Annotated in this window: 16 protein-coding genes; 10 read left to right on the top strand and 6 right to left on the bottom strand. The window is 67.1% G+C overall.

Going from position 1 to position 18,046, the window contains the following annotated elements:
• Positions 1-3 precede the first annotated feature (3 nt).
• The 3 genes from WDC87_RS13760 (at position 4) to WDC87_RS13750 (ending at position 3,143) form a co-directional block, all read left to right on the top strand.
• Positions 4-1,371: a M17 family metallopeptidase gene (locus WDC87_RS13760; RefSeq protein WP_072168717.1), complete on the top strand. Its 1,368-nt coding sequence runs from the start codon at positions 4-6 to the stop codon at positions 1,369-1,371.
• Between the two features lie 135 nt (positions 1,372-1,506).
• Positions 1,507-2,610 (top strand): catalase family peroxidase, encoded by a 1,104-nt coding sequence (locus WDC87_RS13755; protein ID WP_252745524.1) that lies wholly within the window; start codon positions 1,507-1,509, stop codon positions 2,608-2,610.
• Positions 2,607-3,143 (top strand): cytochrome b, encoded by a 537-nt coding sequence (locus WDC87_RS13750; RefSeq protein ID WP_072168719.1) that lies wholly within the window; start codon positions 2,607-2,609, stop codon positions 3,141-3,143. Before WDC87_RS13755 ends, WDC87_RS13750 begins: the two co-directional genes overlap by 4 nt.
• 628 nt (positions 3,144-3,771) lie before the next feature.
• Here WDC87_RS13750 and WDC87_RS13745 read toward each other — a convergent pair.
• The 3 genes from WDC87_RS13745 to WDC87_RS13735 are packed head-to-tail and all read right to left on the bottom strand — an operon-like array spanning position 3,772 to position 5,719.
• Positions 3,772-4,374, bottom strand: a complete 603-nt coding sequence (locus WDC87_RS13745) for a response regulator transcription factor (RefSeq protein WP_005420563.1) — start codon at positions 4,372-4,374, stop codon at positions 3,772-3,774.
• Positions 4,371-5,594, bottom strand: a complete 1,224-nt coding sequence (locus tag WDC87_RS13740; RefSeq protein ID WP_252745525.1) for a sensor histidine kinase — start codon at positions 5,592-5,594, stop codon at positions 4,371-4,373. The genes WDC87_RS13745 and WDC87_RS13740 overlap by 4 nt, the downstream gene beginning before the upstream one ends.
• The gene (locus WDC87_RS13735; RefSeq protein ID WP_258012601.1) at positions 5,591-5,719 is read right to left on the bottom strand and encodes a hypothetical protein; all 129 of its coding nucleotides are present in this window, start codon (positions 5,717-5,719) and stop codon (positions 5,591-5,593) included. The genes WDC87_RS13740 and WDC87_RS13735 overlap by 4 nt, the downstream gene beginning before the upstream one ends.
• A 202-nt stretch (positions 5,720-5,921) precedes the next feature.
• On the opposite strand from WDC87_RS13735, the gene WDC87_RS13730 reads away from it, so the two are divergent.
• The 4 genes from WDC87_RS13730 to WDC87_RS13715 all read left to right on the top strand — a co-directional run bounded on the left by WDC87_RS13730 (position 5,922) and on the right by WDC87_RS13715 (position 10,462).
• Positions 5,922-7,169: an efflux RND transporter periplasmic adaptor subunit gene (locus WDC87_RS13730; protein WP_252745526.1), complete on the top strand. Its 1,248-nt coding sequence runs from the start codon at positions 5,922-5,924 to the stop codon at positions 7,167-7,169.
• A gap of 102 nt (positions 7,170-7,271) precedes the next feature.
• Positions 7,272-7,961, top strand: a complete 690-nt coding sequence (locus WDC87_RS13725; protein WP_252745527.1) for an ABC transporter ATP-binding protein — start codon at positions 7,272-7,274, stop codon at positions 7,959-7,961.
• Between the two features lie 14 nt (positions 7,962-7,975).
• Complete coding sequence (locus WDC87_RS13720; protein ID WP_111201145.1) at positions 7,976-9,133, top strand: ABC transporter permease; 1,158 nt, start codon at positions 7,976-7,978, stop codon at positions 9,131-9,133.
• Between the two features lie 12 nt (positions 9,134-9,145).
• Positions 9,146-10,462, top strand: coding sequence for an ABC transporter permease (locus WDC87_RS13715; RefSeq protein WP_088497250.1), 1,317 nt, complete (start codon positions 9,146-9,148; stop codon positions 10,460-10,462).
• A 74-nt stretch (positions 10,463-10,536) separates the two neighbouring features.
• Here WDC87_RS13715 and WDC87_RS13710 read toward each other — a convergent pair whose 3' ends face one another.
• A complete protein-coding gene (locus tag WDC87_RS13710; RefSeq protein ID WP_005420578.1) occupies positions 10,537-10,836 on the bottom strand; it encodes a YrhB domain-containing protein in 300 nt (99 codons plus the stop codon).
• A 358-nt stretch (positions 10,837-11,194) separates the two neighbouring features.
• Between WDC87_RS13710 and WDC87_RS13705 the strand changes: the two genes are divergently transcribed.
• Entirely contained in the window at positions 11,195-14,020 is a 2,826-nt protein-coding gene (locus WDC87_RS13705) for a TonB-dependent receptor (RefSeq protein WP_088497251.1), read from the top strand.
• Between the two features lie 120 nt (positions 14,021-14,140).
• Here WDC87_RS13705 and rarD read toward each other — a convergent pair whose 3' ends face one another.
• Both rarD and yedA read right to left on the bottom strand, forming a co-directional pair.
• Positions 14,141-15,037 (bottom strand): EamA family transporter RarD, encoded by an 897-nt coding sequence (gene rarD, locus WDC87_RS13700; protein WP_065178981.1) that lies wholly within the window; start codon positions 15,035-15,037, stop codon positions 14,141-14,143.
• Positions 15,034-15,939 (bottom strand): drug/metabolite exporter YedA, encoded by a 906-nt coding sequence (yedA, locus tag WDC87_RS13695; protein ID WP_005420582.1) that lies wholly within the window; start codon positions 15,937-15,939, stop codon positions 15,034-15,036. Before yedA ends, rarD begins: the two co-directional genes overlap by 4 nt.
• 223 nt (positions 15,940-16,162) lie before the next feature.
• On the opposite strand from yedA, the gene WDC87_RS13690 reads away from it, so the two are divergent.
• Both WDC87_RS13690 and WDC87_RS13685 read left to right on the top strand, forming a co-directional pair.
• Positions 16,163-17,497, top strand: a complete 1,335-nt coding sequence (locus WDC87_RS13690) for an MFS transporter (protein ID WP_252745528.1) — start codon at positions 16,163-16,165, stop codon at positions 17,495-17,497.
• Positions 17,498-17,528: 31 nt separating this feature from the next.
• Positions 17,529-17,864 carry a hypothetical protein gene (locus WDC87_RS13685; protein WP_227836902.1) on the top strand — a complete coding sequence of 112 codons (336 nt, stop codon included), beginning with the start codon at positions 17,529-17,531 and terminating at the stop codon, positions 17,862-17,864.
• Positions 17,865-18,046: the final 182 nt, after the last annotated feature.

Below are 18,046 nucleotides of genomic sequence, written 5' to 3'. Positions count from 1 at the left end.
CGCATGAGCGAGATCACTGGTTTCACCGCCGACACCACCGCGGCGCTGCCGCTGTACGTGCTGGACCGCGAGCAGTTCGCCGCTTGGAAGGACGGCCAACCGGCCGCGACCCAGGCCTGGCTGGCCTCGCAGGGTTTCACTGCCGGTGCGCACAGCGTGGCCTTGCTGCCCGGCAGTGAGGGCCTGGCCGGCGCGGTGATCGGTGTCGGTGATCGCGCCGATGCCTACAGCTATGCGCATGCGCCGCACGCCCTGCCGGAAGGCAGTGTCTGGCAGCTGGCCAATGAACTGCCTGCCGCCGAACAGGCGCTGCTGCAGCTGGGCTGGGGCTTGGGCAGCTACCGCTTCGACCGTTACCGCAAGCGCAACCGCGCCCCGGCGCAGCTGGTGGCCGCACCGTCCGGCGAAGTGGCCGACCTGATCGCCGCCAGCCTGCGCGTGCGCGACTGGGTCAACACCCCGACCGAAGACATGGGGCCGCAGCAGCTGGAAGACGCCGCGCGTGCACTGGCCGATGCACATGGTGCGCAGGTCGAGGCGATCACCGGCGATGAACTGCTGAAGCAGAACTTCCCGGCCATCCACGCCGTGGGCCGCGCGTCGCACCGCGCGCCGCGCCTGGTGGTGCTGCGCTGGGGCAAGGAAACCGACCCGGCACTGGTGCTGGTCGGCAAGGGCGTGTGCTTCGATACCGGCGGCCTGGACATCAAGCCGGCCGACGGCATGCGCAACATGAAGAAGGACATGGGCGGCGCCGCGCACGCGCTGGCCCTGGCCGGCCTGGTGATGGCGCGCGGACTGCCGGTGCGGCTGACGCTGCTGGTGCCGGCGGTGGAAAATGCGATCGGTCCGGATGCGTTCCGCCCCGGCGAAGTGATCGCCACCCGCAAGGGGTTGAGCGTGGAGATCGACAACACCGATGCCGAAGGCCGCGTGATCCTGTGCGACGCGCTGACCTTCGCCGGTGAGCAGAAGCCGGACCTGGTGCTGGATTTCGCCACGCTCACCGGTGCCGCACGCATCGCGCTGGGTCCGGATCTGCCGGCGCTCTTCAGCAACGACGACACGGTGGCGCAGCAGTGGCTGCAGGCCGGCGACGCAACCCGTGACCCGGTCTGGCGCATGCCGCTGTGGCGCCCCTACCTGCGCTATCTGAGCAGCGGCATTGCCGACCTGGCCAATGCCGGTTCGCGCATGGCCGGCTCGGTGACCGCCGCGCTGTACCTGGAGCGCTTCCTGGAAGACAGCCAGCGCTGGGCGCACCTGGACGTGTACGCCTGGAACGACGGCGAACGCCCGGGCCGTCCGGCCGGTGGCGAAGCGCTGGCGCTGCGCTCGGCCTGGGCGATGCTGAAGGCGCGTTACAGCTGATCGGGTGGGTGCCGACCTTGGTCGGCACGCTGTCCCCGGCAAATCTGACGAAAAATTGAATTTCGGCCTCGGCCGGGTTCTGCGAGGATGTGTGGGTCGACCACCCACACGCTCCGTGAAGGCAGGACTCCGACCATGTCGCTCTTCGGCTACACCCGTGCCGGCCAGACGCCTGGCGCACCGCGCAAGCATTCCCCCCTGCTCTGGATCGCGCTGATCGCGCTCATCCTGGGTACCGTGGCGCTGGCCTTCGCCTGGCTGGCCGGCTGGATGGGCGACCGCCTCACCGCGCAGCGCTTCACCGACACCATCGAGGCCACCGGCCCGGCCCATCCGGGCTTCCGCCGTGCACACAGCAAGGGCGTCTGCGTAAGCGGCTGGTTCGAACCCAGCGCGCAGGCCCCTACCCTGTCCAGTGCCCGGGTGTTCTCGCAGACGCGTGTGCCGGTAATGGGCCGCCTGTCGATCGGTGGCGGCGACCCCTACGGCGCCGACAACACCGCACGCGTGCGCAGCCTGGCGGTGCAGATGGTCAGCGATGATGGCCAGGAATGGCGCATGGCGATGAACAGCTTCCCGTTCTTCGCGGTACCCACGGCCGAGGCGTTCTACGAGCAGACGCGCGCCTCGATTCCCGACCCGGCCACCGGCAAGCCGGACCCGCAGAAGATGGCGGCAGTGCTGGCGAAATACCCCAGTGCGCAGGCGTTCCAGCAGTGGGCGAAGACAGCGCCATGGACCAGCAGCTGGGCCGACACCACTTTCAACAGCGTCAACAGTTTCTGGTTCACCAATGCGCAGGGCCAGAAGCGTGCGGTGCGCTGGCACTGGCAGCCGCTGGCGCCGGTGGTGGAGATGGATGCGGAAGCGCGCAAGCAGGCCAGCGTCGATTTCCTCAGCCAGGAACTGCAGCAGCGCCTGGCCCGCGGCCCGGTACGCTGGAACCTGGTCGTGACCACCGCCGAGCCCGGCGATGCCATCGATGATCCGTCGGTACCGTGGCCCGAGTCGCGTGACCAGGTAGTGGCGGGCGTACTCAGCCTGGACCGCATGCAGTCGCAGGAAGAAGGCGCCTGCGGCCAGATCAACTTCGATCCGCTGATCCTGCCCAGTGGGGTGCGCGGCAGTAATGATCCGATCCTGGCGGCCCGCTCGGCGGTGTACTCGCAGTCCTTCAACCGCCGTGAACGCGAGCGCGCCGCCGGCAATGTCGAACAACCGAAGGAGGCCGCACGATGAGCACCGGCAACGGCCACTTCAACCTGCTGGCGCGGGTGCTGCACTGGTCCATGGCGCTGATGATCGTCGCCATGCTGTTCATCGGCGTGACCATGGTCGCCTCGCTGCACCTGCGTCCCGCGCTGATCGACCTGCACCGCCCGCTGGGCATCGCGATCCTGTTGCTGGCGCTGCTGCGCCTGTACAACCGGCTGCGCCATCGCCCACCGGCGCTGCCTGCCGACCTGCCGGTCTGGCAGGGGGTAGCGGCCAAGGCCTCGCACTGGGTGCTGTACGCGCTGATGCTGGCGATGCCGTTGATCGGCTGGGCGATGCTGTCGGCCGGCGGATACCCGATCGTGCTGTGGGGTGGATTCCACCTGCCATCGATCGTTCCGCACACCCCGGCGCTGTATGCCGCGCTGCGCAATGCGCACAGCCTGCTGGCCTATGTGTTGTTCGCCACGGTGCTGATGCATGTGGGTGCGGCGTTGTTCCACCTGTGGGTGCGGCGGGACGGGGTGTTCCAGGCGATGGCGCGCGGGAAGGATTGAAAGGATTCGCCGGGCGTTCCCGGCGGATTGTTTCCGCGACCGCGGGGGGGTGTCACTTTTCTTTTCGCGCGAAAAGAAAAGTAACCAAAAGAAACGCGCCGCCAGAGCGCGAGCCGGTGCTGCGCACCGGTGCCCTGTGCTTCTCGGTGAATCAGGGGACGGCGCCGAACTCGCTACGCTCAAACACCGGCGCCTCTTCGCCCCTGATTCCCCTGCGATGCTCGGCTCGCTCAAGGCGGACCCAACATCAAGAGCGACAGCTGCACCCAGTAGATCCACGCCATGCGTGGATGCTGTTGCCGTTGATCTTGACCTTCCAGTCCGCCTTGAGCGAGCCGAGCACCGCAGGTCCGGCGAGGGCGAAGAGGCGCCGGTGTTTGAGCGCAGCGAGTTCCCGCGCCGTCCCTCGACGGACCGAGGAGCGCAGGGCACCGGCGTGCGACGCACGCCGGCTCGCGGCCGGCGGAGCGTTTCTTTGGTTACTTTCTTGATGGCCCACATCCATGTGCGCCACCCTACGGGCCGGCTACGCCGTTCCACGCTGCTCCTGCAGCGTGGTGCACGAGCAAAGAAAGTGACACCCACCCGCGGTCGCGGAAACGACATCACCAGGAAAGGCAGGCCGCCCCTACAGCCACCCTTTCTGCCGCGCCAGCCGGTACGCCTCAATGCGATTGGCTACGCCCAGCTTGCCGATGCACTCGGACAGATAGTTGCGCACCGTGCCGTGCGACAGCCCCAACTGCTCGGCGATCTCGCTGGCGGTACGGCCCTCGCCCGCCAGCCGCAGCACGCGGCGCTCGCGGTCGGTCAGCGGGTCGGCCTGCGACCACGCATCCAGTGCCAGCTGCGGGTCGATCGCACGGATGCCCTGCTTGACCTTGCGCAGTGCCTCGGCCAGGTTCTCAGCCGGTGCGTCCTTCAGCAGGTAGCCCAGCACGCCGGCTTCCAGCGCGCGGCGCAGGAAACCTGCGCGGGCGAAGGTGGTCACGATCACCACCTTGATCGGCAGCTCGTGACGCGCGATGCGCTGTGCAAGCTCCAACCCGGACAGGCCCGGCATCTCGATGTCGGTCACCAGGATGTCCGGCTGCAGCTGCTGCAGCATGCGCCACGCGGTTTCGCCGTCGGCGGCGCTGCCCAGCACTTCGATATCCGCTTCCAGGCCCAGCAGCGCCGACAGTGCGCCGCGTACCATCGCCTGGTCTTCGGCCAGCAGGATGCGGATCATGCGGCACCGTCCTGCACCAGCGACGGCGGCACGCCTGGCGGCAGCGGTGTGGTCGCAGCGGCCAGTGGCACGCGCACGATCAACACCGTGCCCTCGCCCTTTGCGGACTGCACCTGCAGGCTTCCACCCAGGGCGGCCACGCGTTCGCGCATGCCGCACAACCCATTGCCCTCGGCCTGCACGTCGCCACGACCATCGTCGCGGATCTGCATCGCCAGCATGCGTCCCTCCAGCATGAACTCCACCCGTGCCTGCGTCGCCTGTGCATGGCGCACGATATTGGTCGCGGCCTCGCGCAGCACCAGCGCCAGCCCGCGTTCGACATCCACCGGCATCGCCGGTGGCGGTACGTACTGAAGGTGGACCTGCTGGCATTCCAGCAGCAGCCGCGCCGATGCCAGCTCGCCGGCCAGGTCGCTGGCGCGGATACCGGTGACCGCACTTCGGACCTGCGCCAGCGCCTCGCGGGCGATGGCCTCGGCCTCGCCGATCTCCTGTCGCGCGCGTGCATCACCGCGGTCGTGCAGCTTGCGCGCCAGTTCCAGCTTCAACGTGATCAGCGACAGGGTGTGGCCGAGCAGGTCGTGCAGGTCGCGGCCGATGCGTTCGCGCTCGGCGGTGGCTGCGAGCCGCCGCACCTCGTCCTGCGAAAGCTGCAGTGCCGCATCCTTCTGCTGGTTGAGTGCCTCCACGTTCACGACCAGGCCGACGATATAGGACACGGCGGGGATCCAGACCAGGCTCTGCCACGGGTACTGGAACAGCAGGGCGAGGCTGCAGAACAGGAGGTTCAGACCAGTGAGCTGCAGCAGATACTGCCACCAGCCGCCGCGACCGCTCACCCGCAGCAGCACGCAGCCGAACACGAAGTAGGTCAGCCCGGACGGGTACCAGGGCAGCAGCACCAGCGACATCGCGATCAGGCCCAGGGCATAGCGCGGGGCGTGATGGCGCGGCGCCACCATCACCTTGGCGTACAGCAGCAGGAGCACCGGATAGCTGGCCAGCGTCAACAGCAGCCAGCGCAGGGTGAAGCCATGGCCAAGCAAGGGCGTCAGGAAGATCCACACTGACCACAGCAGGTGGATTGCCTCGCCCCAGGGGGACTTTCCCCGGCGCAGCGTCTCGGCCACCGCCGAGTCGGGCGCGGGGCGCAGCAGCGAGGCAAGCCAGATGGACGGCACGGGCGGTTCCAGGCGGGGACGATCGCCGCCGATCATGCCAGTTCAGCCGCCTGCGCGCAGGCGCCACCGTCGGCTGGGCGGCACCGGCGCAGCCGAGCGCAGATCACGGTACGCTTGGCGGCGCCGCTGCGGCGGGCCGGCAATGGGGCGATCGGATCCATGGGCAGTACCGGTAGCGGGAACGTTGCCATCCTGTGCCGCCGTGGTCACATTTCGCAGTTGCCGCCGTCAGTGTCATCGGATGACAGCTGTCACTGCCGTCTTCGCTGTGCCTGCCTTCATGCTGTGCCGCACGCTCCACCGCCGGAACCGCCGTCGTCCGCGCTTCCGGCCACACCCGCCCGAACGCATGTGATGGAACGAATGAACGCTTCTGCCGAGCTGTTGAAGGAACTCCGTATCGACCGCAAGTCGCCGCCGCCGGCCGCCGGAGGCAATGGCGGTGGCCGCCGCGGGTTGTGGATCGCGATCATCGTGGTCGTGCTGCTGGTCGCCGCGGCCGTGGCCTACCTGTTCGGCCGCGCACCGGCCGTAGAGGTGGAAACCGCTCCCGCCGTGGCCATCCAGCAGGGCAGCGCCAGCAGCTCGGTGCTCGACGCCAGTGGCTACGTGGTCGCCCGGCGCATGGCCACGGTATCGGCCAAGATCACCGGCAAGGTGCGCGAGGTGATGATCGAAGAAGGCATGCGGGTCGAGGCTGGCCAGGTGATGGCCACGCTCGACCCGATCGATGCCGACGCGCAGCGCAGCCTGTACGCCTCGCAGCTGCAGGCCGCACGTAGCCAGGTCGCCGGGCTGGAGGCGCAGCAGAGGCAGGCCGCCGCCGAAGCCAGCCGCCTGCAGGCGCTGGTTGGCCAGCAGCTGGTCTCGCGCTCGCAGTACGACCAGGCCGTGGCCCAGCGCGACAGCCTGCGTGCGCAGCTGGATACCGCGCAGCGCAACGTCAAGGTTGCCAACGATCAGCTGGCCATCGCCGATCTGGGCGTGGACAACAACATCGTGCGCGCGCCGTTCTCCGGCGTGGTCACCGCCAAGGCGGCGCAGCCCGGCGAGATCGTTTCGCCGCTGTCGGCGGGTGGTGGCTTCACCCGTACCGGCATCGGCACCATCGTGGACATGGACTCGCTGGAGATCGAAGTGGAGGTCGGCGAGGCCTTCATCGGCCGCGTGCAGCCGAAGATGCCGGTGGAAGCCACGCTCAACGCCTACCCGGAATGGAAGATTCCCGGCGAGGTGATCGCCATCATCCCCACCGCCGACCGCGGCAAGGCCACGGTGAAGGTGCGCGTGGCGCTGAAGGTGAAAGACCCGCGCATCGTGCCGGAGATGGGCGTGCGGGTCAGCTTCCTGGAACAGGCGCAGCCGCAGGCGGCCGCCAAGCCGCAGGGCGTGCGCGTGCCGGGCGGCGCCGTGGTCCAGCGCGACGGTGCCTCGGTGGCCTTCGTGCTGGGTGACGGGAACCGCGTTCAGCAGCGCACGGTCGAGGCCGGCCAGGCGATGGGCAAGGACCGCCAGATCCTCAAGGGCGTGAGCGCAGGTGAGCCGGTGGTGGTGAACCCACCCGACACGCTGCGCGATGGCGCCAAGGTGCAACAGAAACAAGCGCAGTAACGGCCTGGCGCCCGTGGGCGCGGCCGGCAGCATCGCTCGACGCACGCCTGCGGCCACCGCAGGTGCGCTTCCCCGTTTCCCGCTTCCCGTGGAGAACCACCCATGTCGACCCTGGTTTCACTGCGCAACATCACCAAGACCTACCAGCGTGGCCCCGAGAAAGTGCAGGTGCTGCACGGCATCGACCTGGACATCGCCAGCGGCGACTTCGTTGCGCTGATGGGCCCGTCCGGTTCGGGCAAGACCACCCTGCTCAACCTGATCGGCGGCCTGGACAGCCCCACTGGCGGCGAGATCAGCATCGAGGGCGAGCGCATCGACCAGATGAGTGGCGGCCAGCTGTCGACCTGGCGCAGCCACCATGTCGGCTTCGTGTTCCAGTTCTACAACCTGATGCCGATGCTGACCGCGCAGAAGAACGTGGAACTGCCGCTGCTGCTGACCCACCTCAGCGCGGCGCAGCGCCGCCGCAATGCCGAGATCGCGCTCACCCTGGTCGGCCTGGCCGACCGCCGCAGCCACCGCCCGAATGAACTGTCAGGCGGCCAGCAGCAGCGCGTGGCGATCGCCCGCGCGATCGTCTCCGACCCGACCTTCCTGATCTGCGACGAACCGACCGGCGACCTCGACCGCCAATCGGCCGAGGAGATCCTCGGCCTGCTGCAGCAGCTCAACCGCGAGCACGGCAAGACCATCATCATGGTCACCCATGACCCGAAGGCCGCCGAGTACGCCACGCACACGGTGCACCTGGACAAGGGCGAGCTGGCCGACGCGCCGCTGGCCCACTGACGGAGGCCACAGCGATGAAATACTTCTCGTTGGTGTGGGCACAGCTGTTCCGCAGCCGTACCCGCACCCTGCTGACCCTGCTGTCGGTGGTGGCCGCGTTCCTGCTGTTCGGCATGCTCGATTCGGTGCGGGTGGCGTTCTCGTCGGGTGGCAGCGTGGAAGGTGCCAACCGGCTGATCGTGGCCTCGCGGCTGTCGATCACCCAGTCGCTGCCGATCCGGCTGGAAGCACAGGTGCGCCAGGTGACCGGCGTCCGTGACGTGGCTTATGGCATGTGGTTTGGTGGCATCTACCAGGACCCGAAGAACTTCTTCCCGAACTTCTCGGTGTCACCCAACTACTTCGATGTCTACCGCGAGCTGCAGATCGATCCGGCACAACTGGAGGACTGGAAGCAGACCCGCACTGGCGCCATCGTCGGCGAAACCCTGGCCAAGCAATTCGGCTGGAAGATCGGCGATACCATCCCGCTGCAGGCGACGATCTTCCCGCGTGGCGGCAGCAATGACTGGCCACTGGTGCTCAAGGGCATCTACCGCTCCAAGGACCGCGCGCTGGCCGCCAATGAAGAACGCCAGCTGATGATGAACTGGAAGTACTTCGACGAATCCAACGACTACATCAAGAACCAGGTGAGCTGGTACACGGTGACGCTGGACAACCCGGACCACTCTTCGCGGGTGGCACAGGCGATCGATGCGATCTCGGCGAACTCCGACCACGAGACCAAGACCCAGACCGAATCGGCGTTCCAGCAGGCCTTCGTCAAGCAGTTCGCGGATATCGGCATGATCGTCACCTCGATCATGGGCGCGGTGTTCTTCACCCTGCTGCTGTTGACCGGCAACACCATGGCGCAGGCCGTGCGAGAGCGCGTGCCGGAGCTGGCCACGCTGAAAACGCTGGGCTTCAAGGACAGCACCGTGCTGACCCTGGTGATGGTGGAGTCGGTGCTGCTGATCGGCCTGGGCGGCCTGATCGGCATGGGCCTGGCCGCCCTGATCCTGCCGGCGATCGGCCCGAAGAGCATGGGCATGCTGCCGCCGCACGTGCCGACGCCAACCTGGCTGATGGGGTTGGGCCTGATCGTAGTGATCGGCATCATCGTCGGGCTGCTGCCCGCGCTGCGTGCCAAGCGCCTGAAGATCGTCGATGCACTGGCCGGCCGCTGAGGAGGATTGCAGATGAACAAGCTCAAGAAGTGGCTGGGCAACGGCGTAACCGTGCTGCTGCTTGCGATCGGCCTGGTGTTGTGGATCGGGCTGCCGTGGTTTGGCGTTCTGGCCGTGGCCGTGCTGGTAACGCTGTGGCTGCTGCTGACCCGCGGTGGACGGCTGGCGTTGGCCGCCACCCGCATCGGCGTGGCCAGCCTGCCTCAACGCTGGGGCGCGTCCTCGGTGATCGTGGTCGGCATTGCCGGCGTGGTCGGCGTGCTGGTGGCGATGCTGGCGATGGGCGAAGGCTTCCAGGCCACGCTCAACAACACCGGTGATGACACCACTGCCATCGTGCTGCGCGGTGGCTCGCAGGCCGAGACCAACTCGGTGATCACCCGCGAGCAGGTACCGATGCTGTCCACCCTGCCCGGCATCAGCCGCGATGCGCAGGGCCGGCCGTTGCTGTCACCGGAACTGTCGCAGGTGGTCAACCTGGTATCGAAGTCCGACGGCACCGACGTCAACGCGCAGTTCCGCGGCGTCGGCCCGCAGGCGTGGGCGGTGCATGACAAGGTCAGGATCGTTGAGGGCCGCAAGTTCGCCACCGGGCTGCGCGAGATCGTGGTCGGCCAGGGCGCCAAGGGCCAGTTCCGCGACATGGAGGTCGGCAGGACGCTGTCGCTGGGCAACCAGACCTGGACCGTGGTCGGCGTGTTCGCCACTGGCGATGCGCATGATTCGGAACTGTGGACCGACGCCGATACGCTGGCCACCACCTACCAGCGCAGTGCCTGGCAGTCGATCAGCGTGCGTACCGATGGCAAGGCCGGCTTCGATCAGTTCAAGGCGGCCGTCGCTGCCGACCCACGCCTGAAGCTGGACGTGGAAACCACCCGCGTCTACTACAGCAAGCAGGGCGGCGGGCTGACCAAGCTGATCGACATCCTGGGCAAGGTGATCGGCACGATCATGGCGGTCGGTGCGGTGTTCGGCGCGCTCAACACCATGTATGCGGCCGTGGCCACGCGCGCCCGCGAAATCGCCACCATGCGTGCGATCGGCTTCCGCGGCCTGCCGGTGGTGACGGCGGTGATGCTGGAAACGATGCTGTTGGCGCTGCTCGGTGGCCTGCTCGGCTGTGCGGTTGCATGGCTGCTGTTCAATGGCTACAGCGTGTCCACCATCGGCAGCAACTTCAGCGCGGTGGTGTTCAAGTTCCACGTATCACCGGAACTGCTGTGGACCGGCCTGAAATGGGCACTGGGCATCGGCCTGGTCGGCGGCCTGTTCCCGGCGCTGCGCGCGGCGCGTTTGCCGATCACTACGGCGCTGCGCGAAACCTGAGCATCATGCAGCGGTGGACTGCGCATCACGCAGGGGGACGGAGCGAAGGCTCCGTCCCTTTTTCGTTGCTGAACTCAGGCATCCATCGCCGCAACATCGGATGGTGGGTGCCGCAGGGCCAAATGCCGGCGAACAGCCTCCTCCGGCGCGTACGCCGTGCCCAGCGCGTGCTGCTCACCCGTATGCCTGTCGACGAAGATCGGGCCATTGCCGGCCAGCGCGTCCGAGATCTCACCAGATTGCAGGTAGCGCAGCGACTGGAAGCAGAACAGCCAGCCTTCGACCATCTCATGCTCGTGCGTGATGGCAACCGGCTCATCGTCGCTGGCAAGTGCAGCCTGCACGCGACGGCGTGCTTCGTCGAGCTGGATCATTCCTTCGCCTCTTGTTTTCGATGACAGCGCGAAGAGCATTTCATGCGGGTGGATGCATCGCAACGGATAGGCACCTGCGTACAAGTGCGCACTGCGGCGTGTTGCCGCAACCGCTCAAGCGTGGCGGTTCTGTGCCGCTATCGATGCCTCTACTCATCGCAAACGCAGTGCGCGTGACGCTGCGCACAGTGCATCTGTGGATTGTTGGTTGCGATTCATCTTCGCGCACTTCCAGCGGCGTCGAGACAAACAGGTACGAATGGAAACATTCTAGAATCGCGCCCCCCACGTTGGTTTGCAGCACCCCACGCGCCCATAGAACGGGCGCATGTTTTTACTGAAACACGAGATTTCACGGATGTCCCTGAAAACCAATCCGCTGCGCAACGCGATCGTCATCGCGCTGGCCGCCAGCTGCACCACCCCCGCCTTCGCACAGAGCGCCGGCGATACCCCGACCAACCTCGACCGCATCGAAATCACCGGCTCGCGCATCCGCCAGGCCAGTGTCGAAACCGCACAGCCGGTGGTCGCGCTCAACCGCGCCGAGATCGAGAAGAAGGGTTACGTCAACGTCGCCGACATCCTGCAGGACATTCCTGCCGCCGGGGCGCCGAGCATGAGCCGCGCCTCGTCGCTGACTTCTTCGCGCGATTTCGGCGGCATGTACGTCAGCCTGCGCAACCTTGGCCCGGAACGCAGCCTGGTGCTGATCGACGGCCGCCGCATGGGCGTCAGCGCCGGCGGCTACTCCGACCTGGCCTCGATCCCGTCGTCCATCGTCGAGCGCGTGGAAGTGCTGACCGACGGCGCCTCCGCGCTGTACGGCTCCGATGCCATCGCCGGTGTGGTCAACATCATCACCCGCAAGAATTTCGATGGTGGCGAAGCCAGCGTCTATGTCGGCCAGTACGGCCAGGGTGACGGCCAGAAGCGCGCATACAGTACAACTTTCGGCAAGACCTTCGAGCGCGGCTGGTTCAGCGTGGGCGCCGAGCGCACCAAGGAAGACGAGGTGCTGGGCAAGGACCGCGAGTTCAGCCGTTACACCAACGGCCCGCGCCACCCGAACGATGGCCTCAACGGCAACACGCCGTGGGGCTACGTCACCGTCGGTGGCAAGAACCTGACCGTGGGTCCGGGCGGCGACCCGAGCAAGGCCGGCAACTTCCATGCGCCGGACCCGGCCGATGGTGCCAACACCAAGTCGAACATGAGCCTGCTGACCGGCCTGGAGCGCACCTCGGTGTTCGCCAACGGTGGCTTCTCGATCACCGACAACCTGCGCATCGTCGCCGACGCGCTGTACAGCAAGCGCGAGTCGACCAAGCACCTGGCCGGCTACCCGTACTCGGTCAGCGCCGCGCAGGCCCGCAATGGCAGCCGTGCCGCCCTGTCCAAGGACAGCGCGTTCAACCTGTGGGGCCAGGATGCGCTGTTCGCGCACCGCACCGAGGAACTGCCGCGCGGCACCGAGAACAACCTGGAAACCAAGCGCGCCAGCATCGGCCTGGAAGGCAGCTTCGAAACCGGTTCGCGGTACTGGGACTGGAACATCAACTACATGTACAACCGCAACGAAGGCGAGCGCATCGGTACCGGCAGCATGTACCAGCCGCACGTCAACCTGGCCGTCGGCCCGTCCTTCATGGACGGCAACGTGGCCCGTTGCGGTGCGCCGGGCGCGGTGATCGCCGGCTGCGTGCCGTGGAACCCGGCTGCCCCGATGGGTTACACCGGCCCGGGCTCGCTGAGCAACCAGGACGTGCAGGACTACCTGTTCACCCGCTTCGTCGACAAGATGCAGAGCACCACCAAGGTCGCCAGCGGCAACATCTCCGGTTCGCTGTTCACCCTGCCGGCCGGCGACATCCTGGCCGCGATGGGCTTCGAGCACCGCAGCGAGGAGGCCAGCTACACGCCGGACATGAAGGTGCAGAAGGGCGAGATCGCCGGCACCAGCGGCCAGCCGACCCGCGGCAACTACTCGCTCAACGAGGCCTACCTGGAACTGCAGGTGCCGTTGCTGGCCGACCTGCCGTTCGCCCGCGAACTGTCGCTGGACGTGGCCGGTCGCTACTCGGACTACAACAACTTCGGTTCCACCACCAACAGCAAGTTCGGCCTGAAGTGGAAGCCGATCGACAGCCTGCTGGTGCGCGCCACCTACGGCACCGGCTTCCGTGCGCCGACCGTGGATGACCTGTATGGCGGCACCGTCAGCAGTCGCGACTCGTTCACCGACCCGTGCGATACCTCCTTCGGCACCGCCGCCAGCAGCCCGGCCGTCGCTGCCCGTTGCCAGGCGCTGAAGGTGCCGGCCAACTTCCGCCAGCTCAACAGCGATGGCAGCGTGGCCACCAAGCCCGGCCAGCAGGCCACCACCGATTTCAGCTCGGGTTCCAACCCGGACCTGAAGCCGGAAACCGCCAAGACCTGGACCGTGGGCCTGGTCTACAGCCCGGACTTCGTGCAGGGCCTGGACGTCAGCCTGGACTGGTGGAAGATCCGCATCGACAACGCCATCGTCGGTGAGTCGGCCACCAACATCCTGGAACAGTGCTACGTGCAGGGTTCGGATGCTGCCTGTGGCCGCTTCACCCGTGGCAGCAACGGCCAGGTCAACTCGCTGGACCGCTCGCTGGTCAACGCGGGCTACCGCGAAACTGCCGGCTATGACATCAACGTGCGTTACCGCCTGCCGGAAACCGCGTTCGGCAAGTTCGCCGTCAACTGGAACACCACCTACACCGATTATCTGGAGCAGCGCAACGACAGCGCCGCCACCACCCCGGTGGAACAGCGTACCGGTTGGGCGGGCGACTTCCGCGTGCGCTCCACCTTCAACCTGGATTGGCAGTATGGCGACCTCGGCATCGGCTGGACCGCGCGCTACTACTCCAGCATGAAGGAGAAGTGCTCGTACATGGACGAGTGCAACATGCCGGGCTTCAACTCGTCGTACACCAGCGCCTCGCCGACCAACAAGGTGGGCTCCAACACCTTCCACGACCTGCAGGTGCGCTACAGCCTGCCGTGGGATGGCACCGTGTCGCTGGGCGTGAACAACGTGTTCAACCACCAGGGCCCGATCATGTACAGCCAGCCGAACAGCAGCTTCACCTACTACGGTGGCTTCGACATCGGCCGCTTCATGTACATGAAGTACCAGCAGCGCTTCTAAGCCTGCAACCGCGTTCCCGCCACGGCCATCCCTCTCTCCTGGCCGTGGATGGAAGCAGAACGGCGCCCCTCGGGGCGCCGTTCTTTTTTTCGTGGAAGCGGGGTCGGATCCCCGCCGGCGCTAGCGCTTGGCGCGCATCGTGCGGATGTTGTCGCCGACGAACAGCACCAGGCCAGCCCAGATCGCTGCAAACCCGATCGCCTTGGCAGTGTCGAATGCCTCATGGAAGAAGAACACACCCAGCAGCAGCTGCAGGCTCGGCGCGATGTACTGCAGGATGCCGACCAGCGACAGCGGAATGCGCTTCACGCCATAGGCGAAGCCGATCAGCGGTACGGCGGTGACCGCGCCGCCGAAGATCAGCAGCAGGTCGTTGCGCCAGCCCCAACCATGGAAGAACGCACCGCCGTGGCCGTTCTCGGCCCAGATCGCAAACGCCAGCGCCGGCAGGAACAGGTACATGCTCTCCACGCCGAGGCCGGCCACCGGGTCGACCGAGACCAGCTTGCGCAGCAGGCCATACAGGCCGAACGAACAGGCCAGGCCCAGCGCGATCCACGGTGGCGTACCTGCATCGATGGTCAGCCAGGCCACGCCCACCGCCGCCATTGCCACCGCTACCCACTGCAGCCGGCGCAGCCGTTCCTTCAGCACCAGCACGCCCAGCAGCACGTTCACCAGCGGGTTGATGAAGTAGCCCAGGCTGGTCTCGATGACATGACCGGCGTTGACCGCCCAGATGTACAGGCCCCAGTTGAAGGCGATGGTCAGGCTCGACACCAGCAGGATCGGCAGCGCGCGCGGCTGCGCGGCGATCTTCCGCCACCAGCCCAGGCGCGCACTGATCAACAGCCAGCCCAGCACCAGCACCGTGCTCCAGATGATGCGGTGGGCGATGATCTGGAACGAGGGCACCTCGTTGAGCAGGTGCCAATAGACCGGCACCAGGCCCCAGATCACGAAGGTGGATGCGGTGACCAGCAGGCCCCGGCGTTGTTCCTTCTCGTCCATGCTCACTTCTTTCTCGTCCTTGCCATTGTCAGCACCACCACACCCAGAAGAATCACCGCCATCGCCAGCAGGTCGCGCCAACCGAAGCGCTCACCGTTGAGCAGCGCGCCCAGCAGCACCGCGATCACCGGATTGACATACGCGTAGCTGCCCGCGAGCGCCGGGCGCACGTTCTGCAGCAGCCACACGTAGGCAGTGAACGCGACGATGGAGCCGAACACGCACAGATAGGCCATTGCCAGCAGGCCACCGGTATCGGGCAGCGTGGTCGGGCGCTCGCCCACCGCCAGGCCGATCAGCACCAGCAGCACGCCGCCGCAGATCATCTGCCCGGCCGCGGTCATGAACGGACCCGGCAGGTCCAGGCCGCGTGCCCACACAGAACCGAACGCCCAGCCGATCGGCGCGATCAGCAGCAGCACCAGCCCGGTCGGCGAGCCGGTCAGGCTGCTGCCGGCGTTGAGCCAGACCACGCCGAGGAAGCCGATGGCGATGCCCAGCCACTCACCACGGCTGGCATGTTGCCCGCGCAGCGCCGAGAACAGCGCCATCCACAGCGGCACCGAGGCCACCGCCGTGGCGGCCAGGCCCGAGGACACCTCGCGCTCGGCCAGCACCACCATGCCGTTGCCCAGCACCAGCATGGTCACGCCCATGATGACCAGGTTGCGCCACTGCCGCAGCGTCGGGTTCGGCAGCTTCCAGAACAGGCGCAAGGCCAGGAACATCAGGCCGCCGGCAATGATGAAGCGGCTGCCGGAGACCATCGTCAGCGGCAGTGCGCCGCCGTGCAGGGCCTTGGCGATGCCCAGATAGGTCGAGCCCCAGACCACGTAGACCAGCAGCAGTGCCAGCGCGACAAGGCCACCCCGGGGGGCAGCCGCAGACGAAGAGGGGGGAGCCGACATGACACACCAGGGAGCCGGGGGAAGGCGAATTCTAGGACGTTTTGAGTATGGTCCGGGACCCCATACGGTGGCACGCTGTCATCCATCCATGCACCCTGCTCTGGTCTGCTACCCCGTGTTGACGGCCGATGCAGTACCAAGAGGGCTGCCCGGCCGCGCCGCCCCAAGGCCGGACGCCGTTTTCCCTGCGCACGGACGCGCCGCATCGAGGATTTCCACCCAGATGAGCACCACGTCCCGACCTGTTGTCCCCGCGAACGACCGTGCCGCCTTGCGGCGGTCGATCTCCAACACCCTCAAAGGCTCCGCCGGCAACCTGGTGGAGTGGTATGACGTCTACGTGTACTCGGTGTTCGCCGTGTACTTCGAATCGCAGTTCTTCTCGCCGGACGACAAGAACTCCACCCTGTACGTGTGGGCGATCTTCGCGGCGACCTTCCTGATGCGCCCGATCGGCGCCTGGTTCTTCGGCCGCTTCGCCGACCGCCACGGCCGCCGCCTGGCGCTGACCGTCTCGGTCACGTTGATGGCGCTGTGCTCGTTCCTCATCGCCATCACCCCCACCGCCGCCAGCATCGGCATCTGGGCCGCCGTGATCCTGTTGTTCGCGCGCCTGCTGCAGGGCTTCGCCACTGGCGGCGAGTATGGTGCCAGCGCCACTTACATGTCCGAGGCCGCCATTCCGGGCCGTCGCGGCTTCCTGTCCTCGTTCCACTACGTCACCCTGGTCGGCGGCCACGTGCTGGCCCAGCTGACCCTGCTGCTGATGCTGACCTTCTGGGGCAAGCCGGAGATCTCCGAGTGGGGCTGGCGCATCGCCTTCGGCATCGGTGGCATCGCCGCGGTGGTGGTGTTCTGGCTGCGCCGGGGCATGGACGAGTCGCTGTCGGAGTCGTCGATCGAGGCCGCGCGCGAGGGCAAGGCAAAGAAGTCCGGTTCGATGTACGAGTTGTTCGTGCACCAGTGGCGGCCGCTGCTGCTGTGCTTCCTGATCACCGCTGGCGGCACCGTGGCCTTCTACACCTACTCGGTGAACGGCCCGAAGATGATCCAGAGCGCCTTCGCCGGCAACGACCCGATGACCGGCACCCTGATCAACCTGGGCGTGCTGGCCTTCCTGATGGTGCTGCAACCGGTCGGCGGCTGGCTGTCGGACATCATTGGCCGCAAGACCCTGCTGGTGTTCTTCGGCGTCGGCGGCGTGCTGTACAGCTGGTACCTGATCACCCAGCTGCCGCACCAGCATGACGCCACCCTGGCCTTCCTGACCCTGGCGCTGGCATTCGTCATCCTCACCGGCTACACCTCGATCAACGCGGTGGTGAAGGCCGAGCTGTTCCCCACCCACGTGCGTGCACTGGGCGTGGGCCTGGGCTATGCGCTGGCCAACTCGCTGTTCGGCGGCACCGCCCCGCTGCTGTACCAGGGCGCGCTGAAGACCGGCCACGTCGATTGGTTCGCCATCTACGTGACCGCCACGATCGCGGTATCGTTGGTGGTCTATGTGTTCTTCCTTACCAACAAGGGCCCGAACTGGCTCGACGGCACCCGCAAGTAAGCGCGTTGCCCTGATCGCGGCCACTGGTGCAATGCCGGTGGCCGCTACGTCTCCCGCCACCGCGCTGATGTGGATCGCGGTGACGCTGGCCGCAGCCACGGCATTGGCCTGGGTGCTGCGCCGCCCCAACGCGCAGGCCACGTGGCCGCGCACGGGGTTCGGGGTCGCCCTGCTGGTGTTCTGCGCCGCGCTGGCGCTGCAGCTGGCGATGGACCTGGGCAGCGGCCACAGCTCGCTGCACCTGCGGCTGCATCGCGGCGTCAACGCGGGGCCGCTGGTCGGCCTGCGCACGATGGCGGCGTGCTATCTGGCCGCGCTCGCCGCCGGCGGCTGGGGCGCGTGGAAGCTGCTGCGACGGCGCGGGTAGTGCCGGCCGCTGGCCGGCAAAGCCGCCGTCTTTCGGTAGTGCCGGCGGCGCGGCGGGCCCCCCCCAAAACACCCCCCAAACACCCCCGATGTGCGCGCCCCCCCCCGCCTTTAAAAAAACCCCGGGCGTAGGGCGTTTTTGGTGGGGCCCGGCCACTAGACATCAATTATAAAAAACGGCAC

It is taken from the genome of Stenotrophomonas maltophilia group sp. Smal12, assembly GCF_037079935.1.
Lineage (GTDB): Bacteria > Pseudomonadota > Gammaproteobacteria > Xanthomonadales > Xanthomonadaceae > Stenotrophomonas > Stenotrophomonas sepilia.
This window is presented reverse-complemented; position numbering and strand designations above follow the sequence as displayed.

Excerpts from the sequence above, each read along its gene's own strand:
- WDC87_RS13730 (WP_252745526.1), top strand. The coding sequence starts at position 5,922 with ATGAACGCTTCTGCCGAGCTGTTGAAGGAACTCCGTATCGACCGCAAG.
- yedA (WP_005420582.1), bottom strand. The coding sequence starts at position 15,939 with ATGTCGGCTCCCCCCTCTTCGTCTGCGGCTGCCCCCCGGGGTGGCCTT.
- WDC87_RS13755 (WP_252745524.1), top strand. The coding sequence starts at position 1,507 with ATGTCGCTCTTCGGCTACACCCGTGCCGGCCAGACGCCTGGCGCACCG.
- WDC87_RS13710 (WP_005420578.1), bottom strand. The coding sequence starts at position 10,836 with ATGATCCAGCTCGACGAAGCACGCCGTCGCGTGCAGGCTGCACTTGCC.
- WDC87_RS13745 (WP_005420563.1), bottom strand. The coding sequence starts at position 4,374 with ATGATCCGCATCCTGCTGGCCGAAGACCAGGCGATGGTACGCGGCGCA.
- WDC87_RS13705 (WP_088497251.1), top strand. The coding sequence starts at position 11,195 with ATGTCCCTGAAAACCAATCCGCTGCGCAACGCGATCGTCATCGCGCTG.
- WDC87_RS13750 (WP_072168719.1), top strand. The coding sequence starts at position 2,607 with ATGAGCACCGGCAACGGCCACTTCAACCTGCTGGCGCGGGTGCTGCAC.
- WDC87_RS13690 (WP_252745528.1), top strand. The coding sequence starts at position 16,163 with ATGAGCACCACGTCCCGACCTGTTGTCCCCGCGAACGACCGTGCCGCC.
- WDC87_RS13735 (WP_258012601.1), bottom strand. The coding sequence starts at position 5,719 with ATGGATCCGATCGCCCCATTGCCGGCCCGCCGCAGCGGCGCCGCCAAG.
- WDC87_RS13760 (WP_072168717.1), top strand. The coding sequence starts at position 4 with ATGAGCGAGATCACTGGTTTCACCGCCGACACCACCGCGGCGCTGCCG.
- WDC87_RS13725 (WP_252745527.1), top strand. The coding sequence starts at position 7,272 with ATGTCGACCCTGGTTTCACTGCGCAACATCACCAAGACCTACCAGCGT.
- WDC87_RS13720 (WP_111201145.1), top strand. The coding sequence starts at position 7,976 with ATGAAATACTTCTCGTTGGTGTGGGCACAGCTGTTCCGCAGCCGTACC.
- WDC87_RS13740 (WP_252745525.1), bottom strand. The coding sequence starts at position 5,594 with ATGATCGGCGGCGATCGTCCCCGCCTGGAACCGCCCGTGCCGTCCATC.
- WDC87_RS13715 (WP_088497250.1), top strand. The coding sequence starts at position 9,146 with ATGAACAAGCTCAAGAAGTGGCTGGGCAACGGCGTAACCGTGCTGCTG.
- WDC87_RS13685 (WP_227836902.1), top strand. The coding sequence starts at position 17,529 with ATGCCGGTGGCCGCTACGTCTCCCGCCACCGCGCTGATGTGGATCGCG.